The organism is Paracoccus benzoatiresistens, assembly GCF_026913015.1.
Classification (GTDB): domain Bacteria; phylum Pseudomonadota; class Alphaproteobacteria; order Rhodobacterales; family Rhodobacteraceae; genus Paracoccus; species Paracoccus benzoatiresistens.
On the sequence record NZ_JAPTYD010000047.1, the window covers coordinates 1 to 26,350 of the forward strand.

The following is a 26,350-nucleotide window of genomic DNA, read 5'->3' on the forward strand; positions in this document are numbered from 1 at the left end:
ATGGCCTGCCTGTGCGGCTGCCATTCGCAGGATGGCGCGGGCACGCGGCACGGGTTCAAGGCCATGGGCGGATGGCGTCCTGCAGCATTTCCCGGTCGAGCGTCAGGTCCGCCACGATCTTCTTGAGGCGGCTGTTCTCGTCTTCGAGCGCCTTCAATCGGCGCATCTCGTCCGGCAGCAGCCCGCCGTATCGCGTTCGTCGGGTGAACAGTCCACCGGACTGTTCACTGATCCTCCTTACTCCAGTTGAAGTAGGTTGCCTGGCTGATCCCAGCCTTCCGGCAGATCTCCGCAACCGGCGTGCCTTCCTCGCCCTGCTTCAGAATGAACGCCTTTTGCGCCTCGGTGAACTTCGATGCCTTCATGGTTCTCAGCTCCTCTCCCAGCCAGGGAAGGTTAGCCGAAAACTCCAGCTTCAAACGGTCCAGTTTTCAGGGGGCAGAGCATCTCGCCATGGCTCCCCCTGTTACGGTGCCAACCTCCAGTTACATCAGCCGCTCCGCCGCAAAGCCGATCATCTCGCGCAGCAGGTCGGCATCAGGCGTCTTCTCCACGAGGTCGCGGAAGTTCATCAAGTCGGTGGTCATCGGTGAAATCTCCGGTCCAAGTTGGTGTCAGCAACCAGACCTTACCGGAACATCGCCGGTGACCATCTGACCCTAGCCCCGTGCCTCACTTGCGATCTCGTTCGGCACCCTAAAAAAATCCAGATGCCGTGCGGACAGGCAGGCGGGTACGTCAGCAGATCTACACTGAAGCCGCGAACTAGTTGCCCGCTCCTCAAAGTGCTAGTCGACGGGTCGCTCAGGCAGAGCCCGCAGTTCCCACCTTTAACTTGATCTTCCGCCCGGCACCGGCTTTCCTGCCCGCGGGCTATGCTGAGCATGCCAAAAGGGGACGGTGACATGACAATCATGGACGATTTCCGCTCGGACACCGTGACGCGGCCGGATGCAGCGATGCGGGCCGCCATGGCCTCGGCAGAGGTCGGAGACGCGGTCTACGAGGATTGTCCGACCACCCGCAGGCTGGAGGCCATGGCCGCGGAGCGCCTTGGCAAGGAGGTGGGGCTGTTCTTTCCTTCAGGGACACAGGCGAACCTGGCCGGGCTCATGGTGCATTGTGCCAGGGGCGACGAATACCTGGTCGGGCACAAGGCCCATACCTTCCTTTACGAAGGAGGCGGAGCGGCGGTGCTGGGCTCAATCCAGCCGCAGCCGCTGCCGAACGAGCCGGACGGGACCATCGCCTTGGCACTAATCGAAGGGGCCATCAAGCCCGACGACTTCCACCATGCGCGCACCCGGCTTCTAACCCTGGAGAACACCTTCAGCGGTTTGGTGCTTGACCCTGCCTATCTGGCGGCTGCGACAGAACTGGCGCATCGGCATGGTTTGTCCACTCATCTGGATGGCGCGCGGCTGATGAATGCCTCCGTCGCCACCGGATGCGAGGCTGATGGGATCGCACAGGGCTTTGATACGGTCTCGCTGTGCTTGTCGAAAGGGCTGGGGGCGCCCGTTGGGTCGGTCCTGGCCGGATCGAGAGATCTGATCCGGACCGCGCGCAGGCTGCGCAAGATGCTGGGTGGCGGGATGCGGCAGACGGGCATCCTGGCCGCTGCGGGCATTCATGCCCTTGAACACAATGTTGGGCGACTGGCTGAAGACCATGCCCGTGCCGCACGCTTGGCAGATGTCCTTGCAGCCTTTCCAGAACTGGGATCGGGATCCGCGCAAACCAACATGGTGTTCATGACTCCGGTTGCCACCGACGTAGAAGCTTTCAGGCGCTTCCTGGCCGATCGAGGCATCGCCGTCGGCGGCCGCTATGGCAGCCTGCGATGGGTCACGCATCTGGACGTCGATGATGCGTCTGTCAATCGGGTCCGGGATGCGTGCGAGGAATACTTTTCAGGGGATGCGCCTCACTAACCCGGTAACACGGCGCAGAGTATAATGGCTCTCTGCCAGTGCCGCGCACAGCCTATGCCAAACGGTGATCCCATTGGTGGTGCTGCAATGCAGCCTCCTCAAAGCGGTCGTTCGGACGTGCCGTATAACGCGTGGGTCCGCCTGGTGCACTCTCCTTGGCAACGAACGTAGCCTCGCAGGGCAGGTGGCTGCGGCACTGCATCAGCCGCTTGCGGTTAAGGAGCGCTGAGGCAATCAATCTGAGTATCTCGCGACCAGATGTCCACCGCCCGTGTCGATCAACTCGGCAGGTGGGGGACTCTCACCTATCGGCCGCAGGGGAGACGGTATCTCTCCGGTCGGGCGGAGATAGCTCCGCGACCGGCGCGCCGGGTCCGGGATCGGGACTGCATCGAGGAGTCGCTGCGTATAAGGATGCTGCGGATTGCCGAAGAGCTGGTCGCGCGTTCCCATCTCGACAATTTGGCCGAGATACATGACCGCCAAGCGGTCCACGACGTTCTCGACCACGGCCATATCGTGGCTGATGAACAGGTAGGACATGCCCAGACCTGTCTTCAGTTCTTGCAGAAGCGCCAGCACCTTCGCCTGGACCGAGACGTCCAGCGCCGACACGCTCTCATCGCAGATGATCAGCTTCGGGCGCAGCGCCAAGGCCCGGGCGATGCAGATGCGCTGACGCTGGCCGCCGCTGAACTCATGCGGGTAGCGGGACATCTGGTCCGGGGTGAGGCCGACGCGCCGAAAGAGATCTTCGGCGCGGGCACGCCGTTCCGCCGGAGTGCCGATGCGGTGGATCACCAGCGGCTCTTCCACGGCGTCTCCCACTTTCATCCGGGGGTCCAATGCGGCCATCGGGTCCTGGAATACCATCTGGACGTCGCGGCGGATGTCCTTGTGCTCTCGCGCTGTCAGGGAGGACAGGGGCTTTCCCCCGATCTCGATCAGCCCCTCATGCGGCACGAGGCCAGCCAAGGCCTTTGCGATCGTTGACTTGCCGCAGCCGCTTTCTCCCACCAGGCCGAAAGTCTCGCCAGGGCGGATATCGAAGGAAACGCCAAGCGCGGCGTGAACCCGGTGGGTCGGGCGGCCGAGGAAGTTGGCGCCGATGTCGTAGTGGACCGAGGTGCAGGACAGGCGGGCGACCGGAACCGGCGCCTCCGGGGGCAAGGGCGCGTTGCGCTCGGCCCCGGTGCCGAGGCGGGGAACGGCGGCCAGAAGCTCGCGCGTGTATTCAGCACCGGGTGCGGCGAAGATCCTGGTGGTCGGCCCCTCTTCGACCATGCGGCCCGCCTGCATCACGACGACGCGGTCCGCCGTCTCGGCCACCACGCCCATGTCATGCGTGATCAGGATCACGGCGGTGCCGGTCTGGGCCTGCAGGTCGCGCAGCAGGTCCAGTACCTCGCGCTGAACGGTCACATCCAGCGCCGTCGTCGGCTCGTCGGCGATCAGCACCGCGGGGCGCAGCGCCAAGGCCATCGCGATCATCACGCGCTGCCGCATCCCGCCCGACAGCTCGTGTGGATATTGCCGCATCCGCCGCACGGGTTCCGAGATCCGGACCTGGCGCAGCGCCTCGATGGCCCGGGCGCGCGCTTCGGCGCGACCGAGGGGTTCATGTGCGCGGATCGCCTCGGTCAGTTGGGTGCCGATGGTCTGCACCGGATTGAGCGAGGTCATCGGCTCCTGGAAAATCATCGCAATCCGGGCACCGCGCAGAGGCCGCATCGCGGCCTCGGGCAGCCGCGCCAGATCGGTGCCGTCCAGCAGCAACTGGCCTGAGGTGACGCTGACATTTGCCGGTAGCAGGCCCATCAGCGCCAGCGAGGTTATCGACTTGCCCGACCCGCTTTCACCGGCGATCGCCAGTGTCTCGCCCGGTCGCAGATCGAAGCTGAGATCCTGGACAAGGGGACGCACGACCCCCCTGTCCCTGACCGATACCGTCAGGCCCTGCACCGATAGAAGCGGCGCTGCGACGACTTCGGGCGCTGCGATCATTCGAAAACCGAGCGCGGGAAGTAGAAGGACACCACCCAGTTCGGCATGTCGACGATTTCCGAGATCCGCAGATCGCCGCAGGTCGAGACCAGCATGTAGGCGTCCACCGCTGCCATGCCGTGCTGCGCGCAGAGCAGGTCCACCATCTGCTCGACCGCCTGGCGCGCGCCGGTCATCAGGTCGGGGCCGATGCCGGTCGTGACCTCGTAGCCCTTGGTGTCCAGGTGCCGCGTCACCGGGCCGGGTGTGGTGAAGCGCGGCATCTTCAGGTTCACGCCTTTCACCAGGTCCAGCGTCAGCGTGACGTCCATCGGGCTCTCGATGGCAGTGCCGCAGACTTCGCCGTCGCCCTGCGCCGCATGGGTGTCGCCGACTGAAAAGAGCGCCCCCGCCACCTCTACGGGCAGGTAGAGGACCGTGCCCTTGGCCAGATCGCGGATGTCCAGATTGCCGCCCGTGCGGCGCGGCGGAACGATGGAGTGCAACCCCGGCTCGGCCTGCGCCACGCCGATCGTGCCGGTGAAGGGCTTCAGCGCGACCTTGCCATGCTGCCCCCAAAGCGCGGGGGCCAGCGTGGCGGCATCGTATTTCCAGATTAAGAGCGCCGGATCGGTGAACTGGTCCGCCAGCAGCCCGAAGCCCGGAATGTTTGCCGTCCAGCCCCAGGCCGAGCCGTCCTGCTCACGCGGGGCAAAATCCTCCAGCGTCACCTTCAGCGCATCCCCGGGCTCGGCGCCCTCGACGAAGATGGGTCCCGAGACCGGGTTGATCTTGCCGAAATCCAGCGCCGCGACATCCGCGACGGTGCTCGACGGGCCAAGTTGGCCCGCCGAAGAATCCATGCAGTTGAAGAGAATCGTCGATCCTGGCGCCACGGTCTGAGCGGGAGCAATCGAGTTGTCCCAGCCAAAATGGTGCTGCGCGCCGTGGATCGTGTAGTCACAGTTCTTGCACATGAGGCTTACTCGGTCACGTAGACATAGTCGTAATTGACGGGGATGGAGACCGGATCGACATAGAGCGAGTCATCGCCGCCCATGCGCGCCGATTTCATCGTGTAGCGCTGCTCGTGGAAGACGGGCACCCAGGGCGCCTCGGCCATCACTCGCTGATAGACCTCGGACCACAGCTCCAGCCGCTCCGGGGCGGCCGGGTCGGTGAAGCTGTCGGCCTTGGTCGCCATGGCGTCGATGCCCTCGTCGCAGAACTTCGACCAGTTCCAGCCGCCGTCTCCGGCGCCCGCGCAGCCGAGGATCGGACCGTAGAAGTTCGAGGGGTCAGGGAAGTCCGCAATCCAGGCCATGCCGCCCGACCAGATCATCGGGGCCTCGCCCGCGCCGCCGGCTTCGATCACGTTGGCCTGCGCGAGGCTGCGAATCTCGACCTCGACGCCGATGGCGCGCAAGTCCTGCTGGATCGCCTGCGCGATGCGCGGGTTCGGATCGGTGTTCATCACGTAGAGTTCGGTGGTGAAGCCGTCTGCCAGCCCGGCCTCGGCCAGCTTGGCCTTCGCGCCCTCGGGGTCATAGGCAAACCCATCGTAGCCCTCGGTATAGCCCGGCATCGACGGCGGCAGCGGCTGGTTCGCGGGCACCGCGCGGCCGTTGATGACCTGGATGATGCGGTCCTTGTTGATCGCCATGTTGACCGCCTCGCGCACGGCGAGTTGGTTGAAGGGCTCGATGCCCACATTGAGCGTGATGTAGCCAGTGTGCAGCTGCCCGCCCTCGACCACGCGCGCGGCCTGGTCGGGATCGGCCATTACCTCTTGGAACTTTGCCGGCGGGATGCCGTCGCCCGGCACGTCCACTTCGCCCTGCTGCAAGCGCAGCAGCGCGACGACCGGCTCTTGCCCGACCTCGAAGGTGATGGCGTCCAGATAGGGCACGCCGTCGCGCCAGTAATCCTCGTTTTTCTCAAAGACGAGGCGCTGGCCGATGACCCAGTCCGCCAGCTTGAAGGCGCCAGTCCCGACCGGCGACTTGCCGAAATCCGCGCCCGCCTCCTCGACAGCCTCCTGCGGGACGACCGAGGCGAAGTTCAGCGCCATCACATGCAGGAAGGTCGCGTCGGGGCGTGACAAGGTGATCCGGACCGTCTGCGGATCGACGACCTCGACGCCCGACAGTGTGTCTGCCTCGCCCGACGAGATCTCGTCGAAGCCCTGGATTGAGGCGAAGAAGCCTGCCCCCGGGGATTGCGTTTCAGGAAGCGTCACCCGGTCGAGCGAGTATTTCACGTCCTCGGCCGTCATCTCGCGACCGTTGTGGAAAGTGACGCCTTGGCGCAGGGTGAAGGTGAAGACGGTGCCGTCCTCGGACACCTCGTAGCTTTCAGCAAGGCCGGGGCGCAGTTCGGTCGTGCCGGGGACATAGTCCATGAGCCCGTCGAAGAGCGACTTGATCATCGACCAGTTCTGCCAGTCATAGCCAATGGCCGGGTCCAGCGTCGCCACGTCGTCCTTGTAGGTGATCGTGATCGTCCCGCCCTGCGTTGCGTTCGGGTCGGGCGTGTAGTCCTGCGCGGCGACCGGCAGCGCGACGGCCATGACGAGGGCCGAAGAGAGAAGCAGTCGTTTCATCTTGTTTTCCCTGTTGTGGTTGAGGTGTCACCGCATCTTGATGCGCGGGTCGATGAAGGGGGTGACGATGTCGGCCAGAAGGTTGCCCAGCACGATGAACCCGGCCGAGACCATGGTGACCCCCATGATCACGGGAATGTCGACGCGCTGGATCGCCTGCCAGGCCAACTGGCCGATGCCGGGCCAGCCGAAGACGCTTTCGACGACGACGATTCCGCCCATGAAGATGCCGATGTCGATGCCGATCATGGCGATGACCGGCAGGATCGCATTCGGCAGCGCGTGACGGAAGAGGATGCGTCCCCGCGTCAGGCCCTTGGCGCGGGCGGTGCGGATATAATCCTGGCGCAGCACCTCGATCATGGACGAGCGCATCATGCGCGAATACCAGCCGGAGCCCATGATCCCGAGCGTCACTGCGGGCAGCACCAGATGCGCCAGCGTGCCGTAGCCGCCGATGGGGAACCAGCCCAGCTGGACCGCGAAAACATAGAGCAGCAGCAGCCCGACCACAAATTGCGGCGCCGAGACGGCGACAAAGCTGGTGACCATCAGCCCTTGATCCAAGGGCCGCCCACGATAGAGCGCCGCGATCACACCGAGCGTTAGGCCGATCAGCAGCTCGCAAAGGATGCCGCCCGCCATCAGCAGCAGCGAGGCAGGCAAGCGCGAAGCGATAAGCGTGCTGACCTCGGTCCGCTGCAGATAGCTGCGTCCCAGATCGCCCTGCACCAGCCCAGCCAAGAAGCGGCCGTATTGCACCAGCAGCGGCTGATCGAGACCCAACTGCTGGCGGATGTTCTCGACCGTCTGCTGTGTGGCCGAGCGTCCGGCGATCTGGCGCACGGGGTCTGCGGGCAGAACGTAAAGCAGCACAAAGGTGATGAAGCTGACGCCGAGCAAGATCAGCGCCGCCTGAAGGAGACGGCGGAAAAGATATCCGGCCATCAGTCGCGCCCCCGCTGCGTCGGGTCGAGAACGTCGCGCAGCGCGTCTCCGACCAGGTTGAACGCCAGCGCCAGCAGAAGAATCGCCGCGCCGGGGATGAAGACCAGCCAAGGCGCGGCCTGGAAATAGGTCTGGTTCTCGAAGATGATGTTGCCCCAGCTGGGCGTCGGCGGCTGCACCCCGACTCCGAGGAAGCTCAGCGTCGCCTCCAAGAGCACCGTGACCGAGATGCCGAGCGTGCCCCACACGATCAGCGTCGGGACAAGATGCGGCAGGATGTGGCGCAGGAGGATGCGCGCGCCCGAGGCCCCGAGCGTGCGCTCGGCCGCGATGAACTCGCGCTCGGCGAGGCTTGTCGTCTCGGTATAGATGACGCGCGCGGTCTGCACCCAGTTCACCAGCGCAATGACCATCGCAACGATCCAAAGCGAGGGCCGGAAGATCGCGGCTAGGCAGATCGCCAGCAGCAGGGCGGGGAAGGCCATCATCAGGTCGGTGAAGCGCATCAGGATCGCGCCGACCCAGCCCCGCAGGAAGCCAGCGGTGATCCCGACCAGCGTGCCGATCGTCAGCGCCGCGCCATTGGCGACGATGCCGATGATGAGCGAGGTGCGCGCGCCATAGAGCATCCGGCTGAAGAGGTCGCGGCCCAGAAGGTCGGTGCCCATCAGGAACTCGCCGCCGGGCGGCATGGGGGCGCCCTCCAGCGTCAGCCCCTCGAACAATTGCTCGTTCGGGGCGTAGCGGACGATCCAAGGCGCGAAGATCGCAGCGCCCACCACAACCGCGATGATCGCGAGGCCGAAGAGGGCCAGCTTGCGCCGCATGAGCCTGCGCAGGACGCTCGCCGGCGCGATGGGCGGCTGAAGCTGGACATGAGCGGTGTCAACCATTGTCGGCCTCCTTGTCCGTCGCGGCATTCTCGACGAGCCGATCGGCCGCCTCTTCGAAGCTGATGCGCCAGGCCATCGCCATCTGCCGCAGCTGGTCATAGGCCGCGTCCTCGGACTTGCCCCGCGCTGCCAGCAGGGCGACGGCGCGCACGACGACCTGGCGCTGGCTCAGACGGCGGCGCAGGCTGTCGATCTGGTCACTCATCTCGGCGCGTGCATCGAAGGTCGCACGGGCGATCAGCAGGGCCGAGTAGACCCCCGCCGTCCCAACCGGCTTGAGGATCTGTGCATCGGCGCCGAAGTTCATCAGCCACTCGATCCTGCCAGGAGCCTCTGAGCCGATCAGCGCGATTGTGGGCATGGGCGCGGGCCCCGGCAGCCAGGGAAACTGGTCCTCGTGCGCCGGATCCACGTCGATGAACAGGTAGTCCGCAGACTGGACGGCAGGCGGCAGGTCGGGCCAGTGGCACAGGGTCCGCAGGCCGATGGCCTCCAGCTGACGGGCCAGCGCCGCGACCGTGGGGTGGGGGCGATGTAGGATGACTGCAACTGCCCCGCCCAGATCAGGGATGCGAAGGCGCCGGCTCATGTTACCACCCGCAGCACAGGACGCGGCACATCGGGTCCAGCGGTCAGATAAGGATCGCCCTCAATGGGTTCCAAAATGTTCAGGACATTGAAGCCGCCGTTCTCGACCCGCGCGATGGCGATCGGCAGGCGCGTGTGGTGGGTTCTTGCGCTGATCCCCAGCTTCCGCGCGACCGGCAGCGCCAAAAGCTGCGCCAGAGGCAGCTTTTCAGCGCCAGGTCGGTGAGTCAGCAGCTCCGCCAGCATGATCACGGATGCAAAGGCCGCCGCCTCGAACGACGAGCCGAAATCCTGCTTTTGCTCTTGTCCCGCAAGCAGTGCGGGCATGCCCTGGAACCAGGGTCCTGCCGCGACGATCCCGTCAGCCGACGCGCCCATGACGGGCAACTCGCATTCGGTGAGGTTGCAGGAAAGAATGGGGCAGCGGGGACTGGCGAAATGCGGATCGCGGCGACGAAGCTGCGACATCGCCGCAATGAACTCGTATTGTGATGGCCCGATCAACTGGTTCAGAACGAAGTCCGGGCGAAGGGCGGCAATCTCCGCCACGATCCGCGAGACGTCGGTGGAGCCGAGCGGCAGATAGCGCTCGCCAAGGATCTCGCCGCCGGCAGAGACGGTCACCTCGCGCGCAAGGCGGTTCATCTCCCAGCCCCAGATGTAGTTCGACCCCGTTAGATAGCCGCGCTTGCCGTGCGATCTGAACGCATGATCAAGCAGGGGCAGAAGGTGCTGGTTTGGGCATGCATGCGTGTAGACGATGCGATCCGAGGCTTCGAACCCTTCGTATGGCACAGGATACCAAAGCGCCCCGTTGAGCCGTTCCAATGTCGGGATGACCTCCTTTCGGCTCCACGATGTGGTGCAGCCGATGATATGTCGCGCGCCAGACGTGCTCAGAATGTCCTCGCTGAGCGGCGCATAGGCATCGACATCTCCGGCCGGATCGCGCTCGACCGGGTGGAATGACAGGTCGAAACGGTTGTGCTCGTTGACCTGCGCAACGCCCTTCAGCACGCCACTCCGGCTTGCCTCGCCCATCAGCCGGTAGGGCCCCGAGCGAGAGAATAGAACACCGATCTCTATCTTCCGTGCCATAGTCCCGCCTAAAACCAAAAAGCCTCGCAGATCCCTGTGCTCGAAAGAGCGAACGGATCGCGAGGCCTGGCTGCCAAGTATGTCAGGATGACGATGAGACATGCCGCGCCCGGCAGTCAACAGTTAATCGACTCGAGAAGATGCATCTGCCGAAATGTCCGGCACACTGTCGGCAAGCTACACCGGGCGCACTCCGATGTAACTGACCCGGCAGCACTCTGACGAGTTCATGGTTGCTTTCCGTGGTCAGTTACTCGCCAGTTGCAGGCGGTCAGTGTCAGCTTAGTTGCGGGAGCGGGACCAGGCAGGGCCGGCGCGCATCACGCTCGCAGGCAAATGCGCGTTCCGTGTCAGGCGCGGCAGCTTTGGACGACGCCTGGTAGAGCGCTCCATTCAGCATACCAGCTGCGGAACTGGTCGAACTGGCGCTCCGCCCAGGCCTTCTGGCTGGGGGTCAGGGCGTCTGTCGCGTTGAAATGCAGCGCGTATTCAGGATCGCCCTGCAGCACCATCATATGCTTGTAATAGAGCACGAGGTCCGTGCCCTCGTCCCAGGAAGACAGAACCTCCAACGCCTCTCCCAGTTCGCGCGCACGCTGCCGGGCTTCCAAGTCGCCGGCGGCGGCGGCTTGCGCCAGGTTCACGAAATGCAGGATCTCTTTGGGAATGACGTTGCCGATGCCGGTGATCGTGCCCGTCGCACCGCACTTGACGTAGCCGTGGTAGACGCCCGTATCGACCCCGGCCATCAGGATGACACCGTCGTCCGCGCTGGTGATGTGCTCAGCCGCATAGGTCATCGCCTGTGGGCCCCCGAACTCCTTGAAGCCGACAAGATTCGAGTGCTTCGCGCGGAGAGCGAAGAACAGGTCAGCTTTGGTCTCGAACCCGTAATAGGGACTGTTGTAAATGACGGCAGGAAGCTCGGGCGCGGCAGAAAGAATAGCCTCAAAATGATGGCGCTGAGCGATGGCCGAGGTGCCGCGCGACAGGACCCGCGGGATGACCATCAGACCGGCCGCGCCGACCTCGGCTGCGTGAGTTGCATGCTCGACCGCTAGGCGCGAATTCACCGCGCCCGTTCCCACGATGACCGGGATCCTGGCCGCGACCAGCCGGGCGACGCCCTCCATGCGCTGCGCATCGGTCAACAGCGGCCAGTCGCCCATAGAGCCGCAATAGACCACCGCCGTCATGCCCGCGTCCATCAGTTGGCCTGCCTTGCGTACAAGCGCGTCAAAGTCCGGGCTGCGGTCGTCTTTGCAGGGGGTCATCAGCGCCGGGATGACTCCGGCAAACACGCTCGTATCCATGGCTCACTCCTCGGTTCGCATTGCACGGGCCAATGCCCATGATCCTCGGCGCATCATAGGCTTTGCATTCTATTTGTCGACAGGATACTTGACTGCTTGTTCATGGTTGCTAAAGAGCGATATCTTGCCGGGTGTCACGGGCTAAGAATTGCTGGATCTGGCGCACGATCTGGTCTGCATGGGCACGCGCCAGTCGGTCGGACCTGTCCAGATCCCGCTCGGCAATCGCGGCGATCATCGCCTCATGCTCGTCCACGAATTCGCGCGGCAGTTGATCTTGGAAGGATTGATAATAGAGTCGCAGCAGGCGTCGCCCCTCATCCAGAAGCCGCAGGAAGAGCGCGGTATAGTAGGGGTTGCGCCCGGCTTCGGCGATGGCTGCATGGAAGGCGCGGTTCGTGGCGATCATGGCCAGCGCATCCTGGGCGGCGACGGCGGCAGCGAACTCGGCTTGGTGACCGCGGATGATGTCCAAATCTGTCACGACATGGTTCTGCGCCGCCAGCCGGGTGGTGACGCGATACATTAGCGTGATCGCGTCGAAGAAGGTGTGCAGGTTCAGAAAGTCGATGTTCGACACCATGGTCGAGCGGTTGGGCAGCGTCTCGACCAATCCCTCGCCGGCAAGCCGGACCAGCGCCTCGCGGATCGGGGTGCGCGACATGCTGAAACGCTCGGCCAACTGCACCTCGTCGATTGGGCTGCCGGGTGCCAGACTGAGGTCGAGGATCTCGTCGCGCAGACTTTCATAGACCACGCGGGCGCCCGAACCACGCTTGCGTTCAGGCTGGCCTTCGGATGCAGTGTTGGTCATGGCGGGCTCCTTTTGCAGGCAAGATAGAATGTTGCCACGCGAATAGGCGCGCCCGCCGCGTGTGACAATCGAGGCGCGTTCAGTTCACCGCATCAAGTCCATGCCGCTGCATCCGTTCCAGTTCGGCCAGCTCGGCAGCGGTTAGGGAAATGCCATCGCGCTCGGCCAGCTCTCGCGCCGCCCTGCGGCGGGCAGAGGGAAGCCGCGCACCCTGACCGATGATTGCGTCAAACAGCCGCTCGGCTCGCGCGAAGGGATCGCCCGGGCGGCCCTTGACAAAGGCCTCGGGCGAAAGGGCGATGATCAGTTCTCCATGATGAGGCGCCAGCGCCGTCGTTCCGAGTTGCTCCAGCACCTCGGGGCTGGTCAGATCGCCGATCATGATTCCGGCCAGAAGCTCGATCATCGTCCCGATCGCCGAGCCCTTGTGCCCGCCGAAGGGCAGCATCGCGCCTGCCAGCCCTGCGTCTGGATCGGTTGTGGGCTGGCCGTTCACATCGATTGCCCAGCCTTGGGGCAGGGGTTCACCCGCACGGCGCTTCAGCTCAAGTTCTCCCCGCGCAGCGACCGAGGTGGCGAAGTCGAAGGCATAGGGAGGCTGTCCGGAGCGGGGCCAGCCGAAGGCCAGCGGGTTCGTGCCCAGAAGCGCGGCGGTGCCCCCCGCTGGCGCGACGCTGGCATAGCTCGGGCACATGACCAGCGCCGCAAGGCCATGCTCTGCCACCGCCTCGACCTCGGGCCAGAGCGCCGAGAAATGGGTGCAGTCGTTGACCACCATCGCTGCCAGCCCCAACTCGCGCGTGCGGGCAACCAGCAGAGGCAGGCCCAGTTCGAAGGCGGGGGTGGAAAAGCCATGGCCTGCGTTCACCCGGATCACGCCGCGGCCGTCATCCTCGGCCAGAACCGGCTCGGCGCGGCCGTTGACCTTGCCGGCCTTGAGCGTGCGCAGCACGCCCTCGATTCGATAGATGCCGTGCGATTTGCACCCGTCCCGTTCGCCTGCCGCGATGATGCCGGAAAGGGCCTCGGACTGCGTGTCGTTCATTCCGGCGCGGCGCAGGATGCCCGCGATCCGACGTTGCAGGTCCTCGAACGAGATCGCAGTCATGGCGCACCTTTCGCAGCAGGGTCAGCAGCAGGGTGTCCAATTGCATACAGAATGTCCACAGAAGATTGCGATCGATAGTAGTTGTATACTCATTGTATTTTTTATTTGATTTCTTACCGGCGCGGGCAGATAGTTGATGCATAAGAACAATACTTGTCTTGCGACCACAGGGAGAAAATCGTGAAAATAAAGCATGTTGTACCCGGCCTGGTGCTGGCCGCTGCTCTTGCCGGCCCCGCATTCGCCGACAAGCTGGACGATATCATCTCGTCCGGCACCCTGCGTTGCGCTGTGGTGCTGGATTTCCCGCCCATGGGCTCGCGCGATGAGAGCAACAACCCCGTTGGCTTCGATGTCGACTACTGCAACGATCTGGCCGCCGCCCTTGGCGTGGAGGCCGAGATCGTCGAAACCACCTTTCCCGAACGCATCCCTGCGCTGATGTCTGGCCGGGTGGATGTTGCCGTTGCCTCGACCTCGGACACGCTGGAGCGCGCGAAGACCGTAGGCTTCAGCATCCCCTATTACGCCTTTGAGAACGCGGTTGTCGCCAATGAGGGCGTCGAGATGACCGATTGGGAGGGCATGCGCGGCAAGACCGTCGGCGCCACCGCCGGCACCTACGAAGCGATCTGGCTGGAGGAGAAGGTCACGGAATGGGGCGAGGGCGAATTCCGGCCCTACCAGAACCAGGCCGACGTCTTCCTGGCCCTCAGCCAGGGGCAGCTGGACGCCACCGTCTCGACCGTCGAGGTGGCCCAGGCGAATGTCGCCTCGGGCAACTTCCCCGGCATCAAGATCGTGGACAAGGCGCCGATGGTGCCGGATTATGTTGCACTGATCACGCTGCGCGAAGAATACGGCCTGATCAACTACATGAACCTGTTCATCAACCAGCAGGTCCGCACCGGCCGCTATGCGGAACTCTATGCCAAATGGGTTGGCGAGGGCGAGCCGGCCGACCTGACGGTGCAGGGCGTCTATCGCTAATCTGAGTAGGCCGGGGCGCGTTCAGTGCCCCGGGCAAAAGCGAGGGCGGCATGTTCAACTATAACTTCCGATGGGCGCAGGCGATGGCATCGCTGCCTCGGATGCTGGAAGGCGCGCTGGTCACGCTGGAGGTGGCGCTGCTGTCGATGGTCATCGGCATCTCCATCGCCATCGTGCTGACCCTGTTCCGCCTGTCCGGCAGCCGCATCCTGAGCGCTGTCGCCGCGACATGGGTGGAGATCGCGCGCAACACGCCCGCGCTGTTCCAGATCTACATGGTGCATTTCGGGCTCGGCGGCTTTGGCATCCACCTCTCGCCCTACCTGTCACTGCTGATCGGCATCGCCTTCAACAACGCCGGCTACCTGTCCGAGAATTTCCGCGGCGCGCTGAAGGGCATCCCCGAGACGCAGACCCGTTCCGCGCGCTCGCTGGGCATGACGCCCATCGCGGCCTTCCGCTACGTCGTGATGCCGCAGATGCTGCGGATCTCGTTCCTGCCGATGACCAACCAGATGGTCTGGGCGATCCTGATGACCTCGCTCGGCACGGTCGTCGCGATGAACACCGACCTCTATGGCGTCACCAGCGACCTGAACGCCCGCACCTTCCGCACCTTCGAGCTGTTCGCCATAGCCGCCATGATCTTCTACCTGATCACCAAGACCGTCACCCTGTCGGCCCGCCTGCTGGCGGCGCGGCTGTTCCGTTACTGAGGGGCGCCCGCGATGTTTGACACGGCACTGACCACGAACGACCTCATCTTTCTGGCGCGCGGTGCCGGGGTGACGCTGATCGTTACCGCGATCGCGGTCTTTTTCGGTACGGTGATGGGCATCGTCTTCGGCGTCTTCCGCTATCAGGTCGGCCCGTGGTGGGCGGCGCCGCTGACTTTCGTTCTGGACATCTTCCGCTCGATCCCGCTGCTGATCCAGTTGGTCCTGGCCAATGCCTTCGTGACCACCGTGCTGGGCTGGCGCGTCTCGGGCTTCACGGTCGCCTGCGGTGTGCTGTCGCTCTACACCGCCGCCTATTGCGCTGAGATCGTGCGCGGCGGGATCGAGGCCGTGCCACCGACGCTGCGCCGGGCCGCGCGTTCGCTGGGCCTCAGCTGGGGGCAGGACATGACCTCGATCGTGATGCCGCTGGCCGTGCGTATAGCGCTGCCGTCCTGGATCGGCCTCGCGCTCGGGGTGATGAAGGACAGCGCGCTGGTTTATGTCGTGCAGGTCGTCGAACTGCTGAAATCTGCACAGATCCTGATCACCCGCCTGCAGGAGCCGCTGTTCCTGTTGATCGTCTGCGGGTCGTTCTACTTCCTCATCTCCTTCCCCATCGCCCGGTTCGGCGGCTATCTTGAAAGGAAGTGGTCCCGTGATTGAGATCGAGAATGTCCGCAAGTCCTTCGGCGCCCTCGAGGTTCTGAAGGGGATTGACCTGACCGTCGCCAAGGGCGAGGTGCTGACGGTCATCGGCGGCTCCGGTTCGGGCAAGTCCACGCTGCTGACCTGCATCAACGGGCTGGAGCCGATCGATTCCGGGCGCATCCTCGTTGATGGGATCGAGGTGCATGCCCGGTCCACCAACCTCAACCAGCTGCGCCGCAAGATCGGTATCGTCTTTCAGCAATACAACGCCTTTCCGCATCTGACCGTGCTGGAAAACGTCATGCTGGCGCAGCGCAAGGTGCTGGGCCGCCCCAAGGCGGAGGCCGAGGCCGAGGCGGTGCGCCAGTTGAACCATGTGGGCCTTGGCGACAAGCTGACCGTCTATCCCTCGCGCCTGTCGGGGGGCCAGCAGCAGCGGATGGCCATCGCCCGCGCGTTGGCCATGTCGCCTGACTACATGCTGTTCGACGAGGTGACCTCGGCCCTCGACCCGCAACTTGTGGGAGAGGTGCTGGACACGCTGCGCCTGCTGGCTTCCGAGGGGATGACGATGATCTGCGTCACGCACGAGATGAAGTTCGCGCGCGAGGTCTCGGACCGCGTGGCGTTCTTCCACCAGGGGGTCATGGCCGAGATTGCGCCGCCCGCGCAACTGTTCGAAGCGCCCGAAAGCCCCGACCTGCGCAAGTTCCTGGCCGCGACGCACTAGACCATGACCCATGTGATCGTGATCGGCGCCGGGGTGATCGGCATCTCTGCTGCGCTGGCGCTGCAGGCGCGGGGGCTGAGCGTGACGGTTCTGGACCGCGAGGGGCCGGCGGCAGGGGCCTCTGCGGGGAATGCGGGCGCCTTTGCCTTCACGGATATCCTGCCGCTTGCGTCGCCGGGCCTTCTGCGCAAGGCGCCGCGCTGGCTGATGGACCCGCTCGGGCCGCTGTCGGTGCCGCCTCGCTATGCGCTGCGGATTGCGCCTTGGATGTTCCGGTTCTGGCGCGCCTGCGCACCGGCCCGAGTGGCCCGTTCGACAGTCGCGCAGACCCTGCTGATGGACCTCTCGCGCGCCGAGTTGGAGCCGTTCCTGGACGCGACCGGCACGCGCGACATGCTGCGCAAGGACGGCAGCTTGCAGGTCTACGAGTCGCATGCAGAGCTGCAGGCGTCGCTGCCCGGATGGCAGGCCCGCGCCGATCACGGGGTCGAGTTCCGCCACCTGGACGCCGAGGAGATGGCGCAGATCCAGCCTGGCCTTTCGCCGCGCTTCACCCACGGGACCTTCACCCCGAACTGGTATTCCATCGCCGATCCGCGCCTTTATGTCCTGGCCTTGGCCGACCGCTTTCGTGCGCAAGGCGGTGTGATCGAGCAGGCGCGGATCACTGCCCTGACGGCAGACGCAGACCGTGTTACGGTCACCGCGCAAGGCCGCAACTGGCAAGGGGATCACGCTGTTCTGGCGGCGGGAGCTCATTCCAAGGGTCTGGCGCGGAGCCTCGGCGACCGCATCCCGCTTGAGACAGAGCGCGGCTACAACACCACGCTTCCGCCTGATGCCTTCGATCTGCGGCTGCAGATCATCTTCGGCGGGCACGGCTTTGTCGTCAGCAGCCTCTCGACGGGCATCCGCGTGGGCGGCGCGGTCGAACTGGGGGGGCTGAACCTGCCGCCGAACTTCCGGCGGGCCGAGGCGATGCTGGACAAGGCCAAGACGTTCCTGCCCGGCCTGAACACGCAGGGCGGCAAGCAGTGGATGGGCTTCCGACCCTCGCTGCCCGACACGCTGCCGGCGATCGGGCCATCGCGCGCCTCGAACCGGATCATCTATGCCTTCGGTCACGGCCATCTCGGCCTGACCCAATCCGCCGGCACCGCCCGGCTGGTCGCGGACCTCGTGACGGGCGCGCCGTCCGTCATTGACCCGCAGTATTTCTCGCCCCAAAGGTTCTGACATGGCCAACCACACGTTCTCCTGCCTCGACGGGCACACCTGCGGCAACCCGGTGCGGCTAGTCTCGGGCGGCGGGCCGCTGCTGGAGGGCGCAACCATGCTGGAGCGCCGCGCCCACTTCCTGCGCGAGTTCGACTGGATCCGCACCGGCCTGATGTTCGAGCCGCGCGGCCATGACATGATGTCGGGCGCGATCCTCTATCCGCCGACCCGCCCCGACTGCGAGATCGGCGTCCTCTTCATCGAGACCTCGGGCTGCCTGCCCATGTGCGGCCACGGCACCATAGGCACCATCACGATGGCCCTTGAAAACGGACTCGTCACGCCGCGCCAGCCGGGCCGGCTGTCGATCGACACGCCCGCCGGCAAGGTGGACATCACCTACCGGCAAGAGGGGCGCTTCGTCGAGGAGGTCCGCCTGACCAACGTGCCGGGCTTTCTTCACGCCGAAGGGCTCACCGCGCATGTCGAGGGGCTTGGCGAGATCACCGTTGACGTCGCCTATGGCGGCAACTTTTATGCCATCGTCGACCCGCAGCCAAACTTCCGCGACATGGCCGACCACACCGCCGGCCAGCTGATCGGCTGGTCGCCGGCCCTGCGCCGCGCGCTGAATGAGAAATACGACTTCCTTCACCCCGAGCATTCGCAAATCAGCGGTCTCAGTCACATCCTGTGGACCGGCGCGCCCACGCAGCCCGGCGCGCATGGGCGCAACGCGGTCTTCTATGGCGACAAGGCCATCGATCGCAGCCCCTGCGGCACCGGTACCTCGGCCCGGATGGCCCAACTGGCCGCCAAGGGAAAACTGAAGCCGGGCGACGAGTTCTGGCACGAGAGCATCATCGGCTCGATCTTCAAGGGCCGGGTCGAGGCGGAAACCACCGTTGCGGGTCGCCCGGCGATCATTCCGTCGATCGGTGGATGGGCGCGGCAGACGGGGATCAACACGATCTTCATCGACGACCGCGACCCTTATGCCCACGGCTTCGTCGTCACATGAGCGGCGTCTCGATCCTGTCTGGCACGGCCCAAGGCCCGGTCATTGCGACGACCGAGCCGCTGAGCTTCTGGGGCGGGATCGACCCGGCAACCGCCACGGTGATCGACGTGCATCACCCGCTGCACGGGCGCTGCCTTTCGGGTGCCATCGTGCTGATGCCGGGCACGCGAGGGTCCTGCACAGGGTCCGGCGTGCTGCTGGACATGGTGCTTCAAGGCCGCGCGCCCGCCGCGCTGGTCTTTTCCGAGCCCGAGGATGTAGTGACGCTCGGCGCGCTGATCGCGAGCCGGATGTTCGACCGACCGCTGCCGGTCCTGCGCCTGACCCCGCAGGACTTCGCCGCACTCGCCCGCCAGCCCGAGGCGCGTATCACAAGGGACGCCATTTTCGCGGGTGAGCTTCGCGTGCCACTCGCCCCGTTGCCCGAGGGCGCGCTGACCTTGACGGATGCCGACCGCGCCATGCTGGCGGGGGCCGAAGGTCCGGCGGTGCAGCAGGCCATGCAGATCCTGACGCGAATGGCCGCAGCGCAAGGCGCGGCGGGGCTGCTGGACGTGACGCAGGGCCATATCGACGGCTGCATCTATGCCAGTCCCGCGAATCTTACCTTTGCCGAGGCGATGGTAAGCCTTGGGGCCCGCGTCCGCATTCCGACGACGATGAACGCGATCTCGGTCGACCGCGAGAACTGGCGCACCCAAGGCGTGCCCGCGCTGTTCGGCGGCCCGGCGCAGCGGCTGGCGGACGCCTATGTCCGCATGGGCTGTCAGCCCAGCTTCACCTGCGCGCCCTATCTTCTGGACAACGCGCCTGCGCAGGATGACCAGATCGCCTGGTCGGAATCCAATGCCGTCATCTATGCGAACTCGGTGCTGGGTGCGCGGACGGGGAAGCATCCCGACTTCCTCGACCTCTGCATCGCGCTGACCGGACGGGCGCCCCTGACCGGGGTTTATCTGGACGAGCACCGTGCCGCCATGCGGGTCCTGGACTTCGATGTGCCGGCCGGGGCCGATGATGCGCTCTGGCCGCTGATCGGCTGGCTGGCGGGCGGCCTCTCGCCCGACCGCATCCCGCTGTTGCGGGGGCTGGCAAAGGCGGCACCCGCGCCCGACGACCTCAAGGCGCTCTGCGCCGCCTTCGGCACGACCTCGGCCGCCCCAATGCTGCATGTGGAGGGCGTGACACCCGAGGCCCATCGCCTGTCTCCTGACGCCGATCATCGCGCTGTCACGCGAACCGAACTGGCCGAGGCCTGGCGCGCACTGAACGCCGGCCCCGACGCTGTCGATTTGGTCGCCATCGGCAGTCCCCACGCCTCGCTCGCCGAGTGCCGGGCACTAGCCGAAGCGCTGGCAGGGCAGCGGCCGGTCATCCCCGTCATCGTGACCGCAGGTCGCAACGTTATTGAAAAGGCACAGGCCGACGGCACGCTTGACCAGCTAACAGCAGCCGGCGCGCAGGTCATCCCCGACCTCTGCTGGTGCTCGATCTCCGAGCCGGTGTTTCCCCCTGCCACGCGGGCGGTGATGACCAATTCGGGGAAATACGCTCATTATGGACCGGGTCTCAGCGGACGCCCGCTGCGCTTTGGCAGCATGGCCGATTGTGCCGCCGCGGCCCTCACCGGCAGGGCGCCGTCTCTGCCCCGATGGCTGGAGGCCTGATGCGCACGAGCAAGATCATCCATGTCATCTCGGCCCATGCCGAGGGCGAAGTCGGCGACGTGATCGTGGGCGGTGTTGCCCCGCCCCCGGGCGCGACCCTCTGGGAGCAGTCGCGCTGGATTGCCCATGACGGCAATCTGCGCAACTTCATGCTGAACGAGCCGCGGGGCGGTGTCTTTCGCCACGTAAACCTGCTGGTGCCCCCCAAGCACCCCGATGCCGATGCCGCCTTCATCATCATGGAGCCCGAGGACACGCCGCCGATGTCAGGCTCGAATTCCATCTGCGTGGCGACAGTGCTGCTGGATGCAGGAATCGTGCCGATGCATGAGCCCGAGACGCATCTGGTGCTGGAGGCGCCGGGCGGGCTGGTTCGGGTGCGCGCCGAATGCCGCGACGGCAAGGCAGAGCGGATCCACGTGCAGAACCTGCCCAGCTTCGCCGCGCGGCTTGATGCGCCGCTGGAGGTCGAGGGGCTTGGCATCCTGGCCGTCGACACCGCCTATGGTGGCGACAGTTTCGTCTGCGTGGATGCCGCCGCGCTTGGCTTTGCGCTGGTGCCGGACGAGGCGCATGATCTGGCCCGGCTCGGGATGCGGATCACAGCGGCAGCCAATGCGCAACTGGGCTTTGTCCATCCCGAGAACCCGGACTGGCGCCATATCTCGTTCTGCCTTTTTGCGGGGCCCGTAACACGCGACGGACAGGCGCTGACCGCGCGTTCAGCCGTGGCGATCCGGCCGGGCAAGATCGACCGATCGCCTACTGGAACGGCGCTGTCGGCGCGGCTGGCACTGCTGCATGCGCGCGGACAGATCGGCTCCGAGGATTGGCTGACGGCCATTTCGCTGATCGGGTCCCGCTTCACTGGCCGGATTCTGGGCGAGACGACGGTGGGCGGCCTGCCGGCGGTCCTGCCCGAACTGTCGGGGCGGGGTTGGATTACGGGCACCCATCAGCACATGTTGGACCCCGCCGATCCCTGGCCCGAAGGCTATCGGCTCAGCGACACCTGGGGCGCACACTAGCGGAGTCACAAGGGGGGTGATCGCTGCCTTGATCGCAAGAGTTCAGAGCGTGCTGCCGATCTCTCGCAGGCGCGCGATTGCGAGGACCTTGGGCATCCAGATCTTATCGAACTCGGCGATCAGCATGTCGCGATCGGCTGCAGCGACCGCGTTCATCGAGATGTCCGTTTCGTTGAGGTTGTAAGCGCAGCTGGACCTCACCTTCCACATAACCTCCAGACCTGAGATTCCCCGCCTGACGCAGATTGGGTTCGAGTATCGCAGTGGCGACTACGGTGGAGTTTCTCCGGGATTACGGGTTGGACATGCGGGCCAATGGGCAGCGCCGGTGGCCTGATGAGATCAAGGCGCGGATCGTGGCCGAGAGCTTGAAGCCGGGCGCCACGGTGAATTCGGTTGCACGCGGTATGGTCTTCGGGCGAACATCTGTCGGAATGGCGCAGTCGGGCGCGGGATGGCAGATTGCTTTTGCCTGCGGCCGAGGATGATGGCCTTTGCTTTGCACCGATCATGCTGTCGGATGGCGGTGCCCTTGTGCCGGAGCCAGCTCTTTCAGGTCAGCCGGTCAAGTCCGACACAGCATCCTCTGGTCCGATCGAGATTGCCGTAGGTCAGGTGATGATCCGGCTTAATGGCGCCACGTCTGCCGCAAAAATTGCCGAGATTGTGCGGGCAATCGGACCCTCGCCATGATCTTCCCGTCCAATCCGGTGCGGGTGCTGGTCTCGACGCAGCCTGTCGACATCAGGAAGGGTCTTGATGGTCTGAACGCGATTGTGTCGTCGGTGCTGCGCAAGGATCCGTTTACCGGCACGGTGTTTGTCTTCCGCTCGCGCCAGGCAGACAGGCTGAAGCATTTGTATTGGGACGGCACGGGCCTGATGATGGCCTATAACCATTTGCGTTCATACTACACCTCTTGTTTCTTCAGCTGACAGTTTTGGCTGGCTGGCCTTCGTTGTGCGCGCAGCGACCCGATTTTCGAGGCGATCCCATCGGCTGAAATGCCTTTGCGGCAGGTCCGCTGTCGGAAGTTCATAGAGACAATAGTGCCCATTGTAGGCATGGCTGGTGATGAGACCGAACTTGGCCCACCTGGCACCGTATGCTGGTGGATATCCAAGCGCGTGGCGACCTCTTGCTTTGTCAGCATTCCGCGTTCTCGCAGCCGGTCATAGCGCGAGCGCAGATTGTACTGGTGGACGATATAGCCAACGTGGCGGGCGGTGAAGCGGACGTGTTGACGGCCGGGGCGCGCGGCCTCTCCCGGGGAATGCCCCTGCTGATTGAGCAATTCTGCGATCTCGGAATAGATGTGATCATCGAGGAGCCTATTAACCAGTTCCACGATGCCGGCTGCGTCTTGATCTGCAGTGCGGCAGATCTTGGGCTGAGAATAGTCAGCGTCTGGTCTTTCCACCCTTGAAGCGCACTGCCGATCAAAGAGCGGAAATTCACGTGGCGACGGGAATCTGGTGCGGCGGCACGATCGCACTATGTGAATGTCCCGCCGCTGCGGCCACGAACGCGGCTAGCCAGGTTCCCCGCGGCAGCGACCCATCCGCCGGGCGGGGCCGAAAGCTGCGTCGATCTATGGCACGACACGGGCCTTTTCCGATACTTGATCTGGCGCAACTTCCAGCCCCTGCAGAACGCGGCGTGGAGGGGTCATGGAACAGATGAATCGCCTCCGCTTGGTGGCTGCGAGACCCGCGTACCCCGCCATACTCCCACCTGACGGCGCCGGTGTTCTTGCCCGCCGTAGGCGCAGCGCAGCACACGCAGGCGCTGGCCGGTCGCGACGTTATAGGGCCCGTGTCCGTGCAGGCTCCGTTCTGAATGCACCAATCCTTCCGGGCAGGGTTCATGGTGGTGCCTCCAATCGTATCAGTTCATCTCGAAACGCATCGGACGGTGTTCGGTAGCCCAGGCACTTATGCGGCGTGGCGTTCAGGCCCGCGCAGAACTGACGAAGTCCCTCCTGAGAGAGCGTGTTCGGATCGATGTCGCGTCAGAACCATCGTCTGAGACGCTTGTTGGCGTTCTCCACAGCACCTTTCTGCCAAGGCGACTGTGCCTCGCAAGACATGGGGGTAATCGCGCGTCGCGCTTCTCAGGCTCTATGTCGTGTAGCCGAGCCGCCGCCCGATATGAGGAGGCTGCCTGGCTGATGGACGGCTCGGCCGCACCATTGGATAGAGAATGGCCATGGACCAGTATGTTGGACTTGATGTTTCTCTGAAGGATACAGCGATCTCGATCCGTCAGGGTGGGCGGCGGGTCTGGCGAGGAAAACGGCTCTCTGACCCGAAGGCCATGACTGAACACTAGGCCATCCGAGCGCGTGTGTCGTATTCGACCGCTTGATATAAAGGCGAGAATTTCTGGAAGCGTGCCCCCGCAACCAGAAAAAACCTTGCATCAGCAGCTTGAGAGCCTCCCGCGCAGGAGGCTTTCTGCGTTCCGCCCCGCGTCAGGACGGCCATCGGCCGAAAGCCCCCTTACCGCCCCGCCGCCGCGTCGGGGTCCTGTCGCAGCCAGACCACGACCAGGTCGTAGAACACCGCCAGAACCACCGGCCCCACGAAAAGCCCGATCAGCCCGAAGCTCAACGTGCCAAGGCTTCTGAATGTGCTGGACGATTTTTCACCTCCGAGCGGCTCTTTTTGTCTCTGAACCAGATCATCAAACTGCACCGCAAGCTCTTGGCAGTCAGGGTCGCTAATGGCCCGGAACATGTCAGTTCCACGCCGATGACTTGGGGCTGAGAAGCAGCGCATCGCTTAGGCCTACATTCAGCCCGGCAGCCGCAGCAGGACCCTCTCACCGTCAGACCCGCCACGAGGCTGAAAATGGTCTCATGGATTCGACCGATGCGACCCGTTACAGTGGGTACAGACTACCCGTCCTGTCGCGTTCCCAGTTCCTTGGTCACGATCCTACTTCGAGCTTGCTGATCCCCTGCCGGGAGCCGCAGGCGTCAGCTTTCAGCCCCAGCTTCGGAACAACTTTCTGCCCGCCGAGGTTGCTCTCGCAGTCTGCGAGGAGAATTGACCGTGTTAGCTGCCGATTACAGGGGCCCGCGCCGCATGCGGGTCAGTTCCAAGCGCGAACCTCTCATCCAGCATCCGCGCGATGCGATCGTGCGTGTGACCCGCTCGTGCGTTTGTGGCTCGGACCTGCATCTTTACAACGGGCTGGTGCCGGATACCCGGATCGGGATGACCTTTGGCCACGAATTCTGCGGCGTGGTCGAGGAAGTCGGCCCCGAGGTCACGAACCTCAAGCCTGGCGACCACGTCCTGGTCCCCTTCAACATCGCCTGCGGACAGTGCCATTTCTGCAAGCAGGGGCTGTTCGGCAACTGCCACGAGGCCAATCCCCAGGCGACCGCCGTCGGCGGCATCTTCGGATATTCGCACACGGCGGGCGGCTATGACGGGGGGCAGGCGGAGTATGTGCGCGTGCCCTATGCCGATGTGGGACCGGCGCATATTCCCGACTGGATGGATCCCGACGACGCCGTGATGCTGACGGATGTCGTGCCCACGGGCTATCAGGCTGCCGAGATGGGCGGCATCCAGGTCGGCGATACCGTCGTGGTTTTCGGCGCCGGGCCGGTCGGGATCATGGCCGCCCGCTGCGCCTGGCTTTTCGGCGCGGGGCGGGTCATCGTGATCGACCACCTGGATTATCGCCTGGACTTCGCGCGGCGGTATTGCCCGGCCGAGGTCTACAACTTCCTGTCCATCGACGACATGGCTGTCTTCATCAAGAAGCAGACGGACTCGCTTGGGGCCGATGTCTGCATCGATGCGGTGGGCGGGGATGCCTCGGGCAGTCCTCTCCGCACCCTTCTGGGCAAGAAGCTCAAGATTGAGGCCGGATCGGCCATTGCGCTCCACTGGGCGATCAATTCGGTCAAGAAGGGCGGGGTCGTCTCGATCGTCGGCGTCTATGGTCCGACCGGCAACATGGTCCCGATGGGCAACGTCCTGAACAAGGGGATCACGATCCGCGCCAACCAGGCCTCGGTCAAGCGGCTGCTGCCCCGGCTGATCGAGCATGTCCGCGCGGGCCGGATCGACCCCAAGGCCCTCATCACCCACCGGGTGCCACTCGAGGAACTGCCGGACGCCTACCACATGTTCTCCGCCAAGCTCGATGATTGCATCAAGCCCGTTCTCTACCCCAATGGCGGACGTTGAAAGGATGCACAGGATGAACCAGGTCCCCACCGAGACGATCGACCCCGCCAAGGTGAATGGCTGGGGTGTGGATGCCGACCCCCGGAACGATCCGACCTATCCGATGCGCGACCGTTCCGCCGATACGGAAGCAAGCATGAGGTGGGAGCGACCGCCCCTGCAGCAGCCAGGGGTGGAGGTGCTGCGCTCGGTCGAGCATAACCGCCGGCCGGCGGTCTTCGGCACGTCGACGCCGCCCTCGGGCATCAGCGGCATGGTCCGCCGCGCGGCCTTCGCCTATAGCGAATCCGACTGGCGGCACTGGCTAATGCTGCTTGGGGCGGACCGGATCAACATGGTCGAGGGGATTGCCGAGGACCTTGGGCGGGGGCATGTCCCGAACGTACCGGCCGAAATGGGAATAGGCGCCGAATGGCAGCACAACAAGGCCGGCCTTGCGCGCAAGGTCGCAATCGCAGCGGCCGTGACGGTGGTTGCGGTGGCGCTTCTGGACAGGCGAAAGGACCGCAGCCCCGCCCGTCATTCCGCGCGAGGTATCCGCTAGACGAGGGGCACCAAAGCTTCGGTGATGGGTTGGACAGTCCTTCCTGACGGCACTTATGCCACTGTGATCCAGACGGGGTCAGAAGGATCGGGCTATGAAGACGTCTCGATCATCGGTGTTGGCCCGGCCAGGCAGGTCTATCCATGGACCGACACGGCTGCGGACGTGTTTCGCAGGAAGCTGTCGCGCAAGCCGTGCGTGATCTGCCGACGTGACCGGCAGGCTGGCGCTGTGAAGCACGGCATCAGCCAGGCTCTTCAGCTGCACGAGCCCTCCTTGCGGGCCGCGCTGAAGGC

At 64.7% G+C, this 26,350-nt stretch carries 25 protein-coding genes and 4 pseudogenes; 18 read left to right on the forward strand and 11 right to left on the reverse strand.

Features of this window, described 5'->3' with window-relative positions:
• Positions 1-365: pseudogene (locus OU682_RS19025) on the reverse strand (transposase); the annotation flags it as partial.
• 540 nt (positions 366-905) lie between these two features.
• Between OU682_RS19025 and ltaE the strand changes: the two are divergent.
• Complete coding sequence (gene ltaE, locus OU682_RS19030) at positions 906-1,934, forward strand: low-specificity L-threonine aldolase (protein ID WP_268943787.1); 1,029 nt, start codon at positions 906-908, stop codon at positions 1,932-1,934.
• Between the two features lie 234 nt (positions 1,935-2,168).
• Here the strand turns inward: ltaE and OU682_RS19035 are convergent, their stop codons facing one another.
• The 10 genes from OU682_RS19035 to OU682_RS19080 all read right to left on the reverse strand — a co-directional run bounded on the left by OU682_RS19035 (position 2,169) and on the right by OU682_RS19080 (position 13,281).
• Positions 2,169-3,938 carry an ABC transporter ATP-binding protein gene (locus OU682_RS19035; RefSeq protein ID WP_268943788.1) on the reverse strand — a complete coding sequence of 590 codons (1,770 nt, stop codon included), beginning with the start codon at positions 3,936-3,938 and terminating at the stop codon, positions 2,169-2,171.
• The gene (locus OU682_RS19040; RefSeq protein ID WP_268943790.1) at positions 3,935-4,894 is read right to left on the reverse strand and encodes an acetamidase/formamidase family protein; all 960 of its coding nucleotides are present in this window, start codon (positions 4,892-4,894) and stop codon (positions 3,935-3,937) included. Before OU682_RS19040 ends, OU682_RS19035 begins: the two co-directional genes overlap by 4 nt.
• Before the next feature lie 5 nt (positions 4,895-4,899).
• Positions 4,900-6,519: an ABC transporter substrate-binding protein gene (locus OU682_RS19045; RefSeq protein WP_268943791.1), complete on the reverse strand. Its 1,620-nt coding sequence runs from the start codon at positions 6,517-6,519 to the stop codon at positions 4,900-4,902.
• A gap of 27 nt (positions 6,520-6,546) precedes the next feature.
• Positions 6,547-7,467, reverse strand: a complete 921-nt coding sequence (locus OU682_RS19050; protein WP_268943792.1) for an ABC transporter permease — start codon at positions 7,465-7,467, stop codon at positions 6,547-6,549.
• Positions 7,467-8,360: an ABC transporter permease gene (locus tag OU682_RS19055; protein ID WP_268943793.1), complete on the reverse strand. Its 894-nt coding sequence runs from the start codon at positions 8,358-8,360 to the stop codon at positions 7,467-7,469. The genes OU682_RS19050 and OU682_RS19055 overlap by 1 nt, the downstream gene beginning before the upstream one ends.
• Complete coding sequence (locus tag OU682_RS19060; protein ID WP_268943794.1) at positions 8,353-8,949, reverse strand: ANTAR domain-containing response regulator; 597 nt, start codon at positions 8,947-8,949, stop codon at positions 8,353-8,355. The genes OU682_RS19055 and OU682_RS19060 overlap by 8 nt, the downstream gene beginning before the upstream one ends.
• The gene (locus tag OU682_RS19065; RefSeq protein WP_268943811.1) at positions 8,946-10,046 is read right to left on the reverse strand and encodes a transporter substrate-binding protein; all 1,101 of its coding nucleotides are present in this window, start codon (positions 10,044-10,046) and stop codon (positions 8,946-8,948) included. Before OU682_RS19065 ends, OU682_RS19060 begins: the two co-directional genes overlap by 4 nt.
• A 350-nt stretch (positions 10,047-10,396) precedes the next feature.
• Positions 10,397-11,359, reverse strand: a complete 963-nt coding sequence (locus tag OU682_RS19070) for a dihydrodipicolinate synthase family protein (protein WP_268943795.1) — start codon at positions 11,357-11,359, stop codon at positions 10,397-10,399.
• 109 nt (positions 11,360-11,468) lie between these two features.
• On the reverse strand, positions 11,469-12,173 hold the full coding sequence (locus OU682_RS19075) for a GntR family transcriptional regulator (protein WP_268943796.1): 705 nt from the start codon (positions 12,171-12,173) through the stop codon (positions 11,469-11,471).
• Positions 12,174-12,252: 79 nt separating this feature from the next.
• A complete protein-coding gene (locus tag OU682_RS19080) occupies positions 12,253-13,281 on the reverse strand; it encodes an Ldh family oxidoreductase (protein ID WP_268943797.1) in 1,029 nt (342 codons plus the stop codon).
• A gap of 180 nt (positions 13,282-13,461) precedes the next feature.
• On the opposite strand from OU682_RS19080, the gene OU682_RS19085 reads away from it, so the two are divergent.
• The 17 genes and pseudogenes from OU682_RS19085 to OU682_RS19165 all read left to right on the forward strand — a co-directional run.
• Positions 13,462-14,271, forward strand: a complete 810-nt coding sequence (locus OU682_RS19085; protein WP_371832278.1) for an ABC transporter substrate-binding protein — start codon at positions 13,462-13,464, stop codon at positions 14,269-14,271.
• A gap of 50 nt (positions 14,272-14,321) precedes the next feature.
• On the forward strand, positions 14,322-14,987 hold the full coding sequence (locus tag OU682_RS19090) for an amino acid ABC transporter permease (RefSeq protein ID WP_268943798.1): 666 nt from the start codon (positions 14,322-14,324) through the stop codon (positions 14,985-14,987).
• Between the two features lie 12 nt (positions 14,988-14,999).
• Positions 15,000-15,653, forward strand: a complete 654-nt coding sequence (locus tag OU682_RS19095) for an amino acid ABC transporter permease (protein WP_268943799.1) — start codon at positions 15,000-15,002, stop codon at positions 15,651-15,653.
• Entirely contained in the window at positions 15,646-16,368 is a 723-nt protein-coding gene (locus tag OU682_RS19100; protein WP_268943800.1) for an amino acid ABC transporter ATP-binding protein, read from the forward strand. The genes OU682_RS19095 and OU682_RS19100 overlap by 8 nt, the downstream gene beginning before the upstream one ends.
• A gap of 3 nt (positions 16,369-16,371) precedes the next feature.
• Positions 16,372-17,604 carry an NAD(P)/FAD-dependent oxidoreductase gene (locus OU682_RS19105; RefSeq protein ID WP_268943801.1) on the forward strand — a complete coding sequence of 411 codons (1,233 nt, stop codon included), beginning with the start codon at positions 16,372-16,374 and terminating at the stop codon, positions 17,602-17,604.
• 1 nt (position 17,605) lies between these two features.
• Positions 17,606-18,607: a 4-hydroxyproline epimerase gene (locus OU682_RS19110; RefSeq protein WP_268943802.1), complete on the forward strand. Its 1,002-nt coding sequence runs from the start codon at positions 17,606-17,608 to the stop codon at positions 18,605-18,607.
• Positions 18,604-20,274, forward strand: a complete 1,671-nt coding sequence (gene lhpI, locus OU682_RS19115) for a cis-3-hydroxy-L-proline dehydratase (RefSeq protein ID WP_268943803.1) — start codon at positions 18,604-18,606, stop codon at positions 20,272-20,274. Before OU682_RS19110 ends, lhpI begins: the two co-directional genes overlap by 4 nt.
• Positions 20,274-21,302 carry a trans-3-hydroxy-L-proline dehydratase gene (locus OU682_RS19120; RefSeq protein ID WP_268943804.1) on the forward strand — a complete coding sequence of 343 codons (1,029 nt, stop codon included), beginning with the start codon at positions 20,274-20,276 and terminating at the stop codon, positions 21,300-21,302. The genes lhpI and OU682_RS19120 overlap by 1 nt, the downstream gene beginning before the upstream one ends.
• A gap of 305 nt (positions 21,303-21,607) precedes the next feature.
• A complete protein-coding gene (locus OU682_RS19125) occupies positions 21,608-21,790 on the forward strand; it encodes a transposase (RefSeq protein WP_268943813.1) in 183 nt (60 codons plus the stop codon).
• The gene (locus OU682_RS19130) at positions 21,765-21,995 is read left to right on the forward strand and encodes a hypothetical protein (protein WP_268943805.1); all 231 of its coding nucleotides are present in this window, start codon (positions 21,765-21,767) and stop codon (positions 21,993-21,995) included. The genes OU682_RS19125 and OU682_RS19130 overlap by 26 nt, the downstream gene beginning before the upstream one ends.
• Positions 21,992-22,237, forward strand: coding sequence for an IS66 family insertion sequence element accessory protein TnpB (tnpB, locus tag OU682_RS19135; protein ID WP_268943807.1), 246 nt, complete (start codon positions 21,992-21,994; stop codon positions 22,235-22,237). The genes OU682_RS19130 and tnpB overlap by 4 nt, the downstream gene beginning before the upstream one ends.
• 170 nt (positions 22,238-22,407) lie before the next feature.
• The gene (locus tag OU682_RS19140; protein ID WP_268943808.1) at positions 22,408-22,728 is read left to right on the forward strand and encodes a hypothetical protein; all 321 of its coding nucleotides are present in this window, start codon (positions 22,408-22,410) and stop codon (positions 22,726-22,728) included.
• Positions 22,729-23,510: 782 nt separating this feature from the next.
• Positions 23,511-23,612, forward strand: a pseudogene (locus OU682_RS19145) (IS110 family transposase); the annotation flags it as partial.
• Between the two features lie 309 nt (positions 23,613-23,921).
• Positions 23,922-24,086 (forward strand): annotated as a pseudogene (locus tag OU682_RS19150) (IS3 family transposase); the annotation flags it as partial.
• A 305-nt stretch (positions 24,087-24,391) separates the two neighbouring features.
• The gene (locus OU682_RS19155) at positions 24,392-25,510 is read left to right on the forward strand and encodes a zinc-dependent alcohol dehydrogenase (protein WP_268943809.1); all 1,119 of its coding nucleotides are present in this window, start codon (positions 24,392-24,394) and stop codon (positions 25,508-25,510) included.
• A 13-nt stretch (positions 25,511-25,523) separates the two neighbouring features.
• A complete protein-coding gene (locus OU682_RS19160) occupies positions 25,524-26,054 on the forward strand; it encodes a hypothetical protein (RefSeq protein WP_268943810.1) in 531 nt (176 codons plus the stop codon).
• A gap of 219 nt (positions 26,055-26,273) precedes the next feature.
• Positions 26,274-26,350: pseudogene (locus tag OU682_RS19165) on the forward strand (30S ribosomal protein S9); the annotation flags it as partial.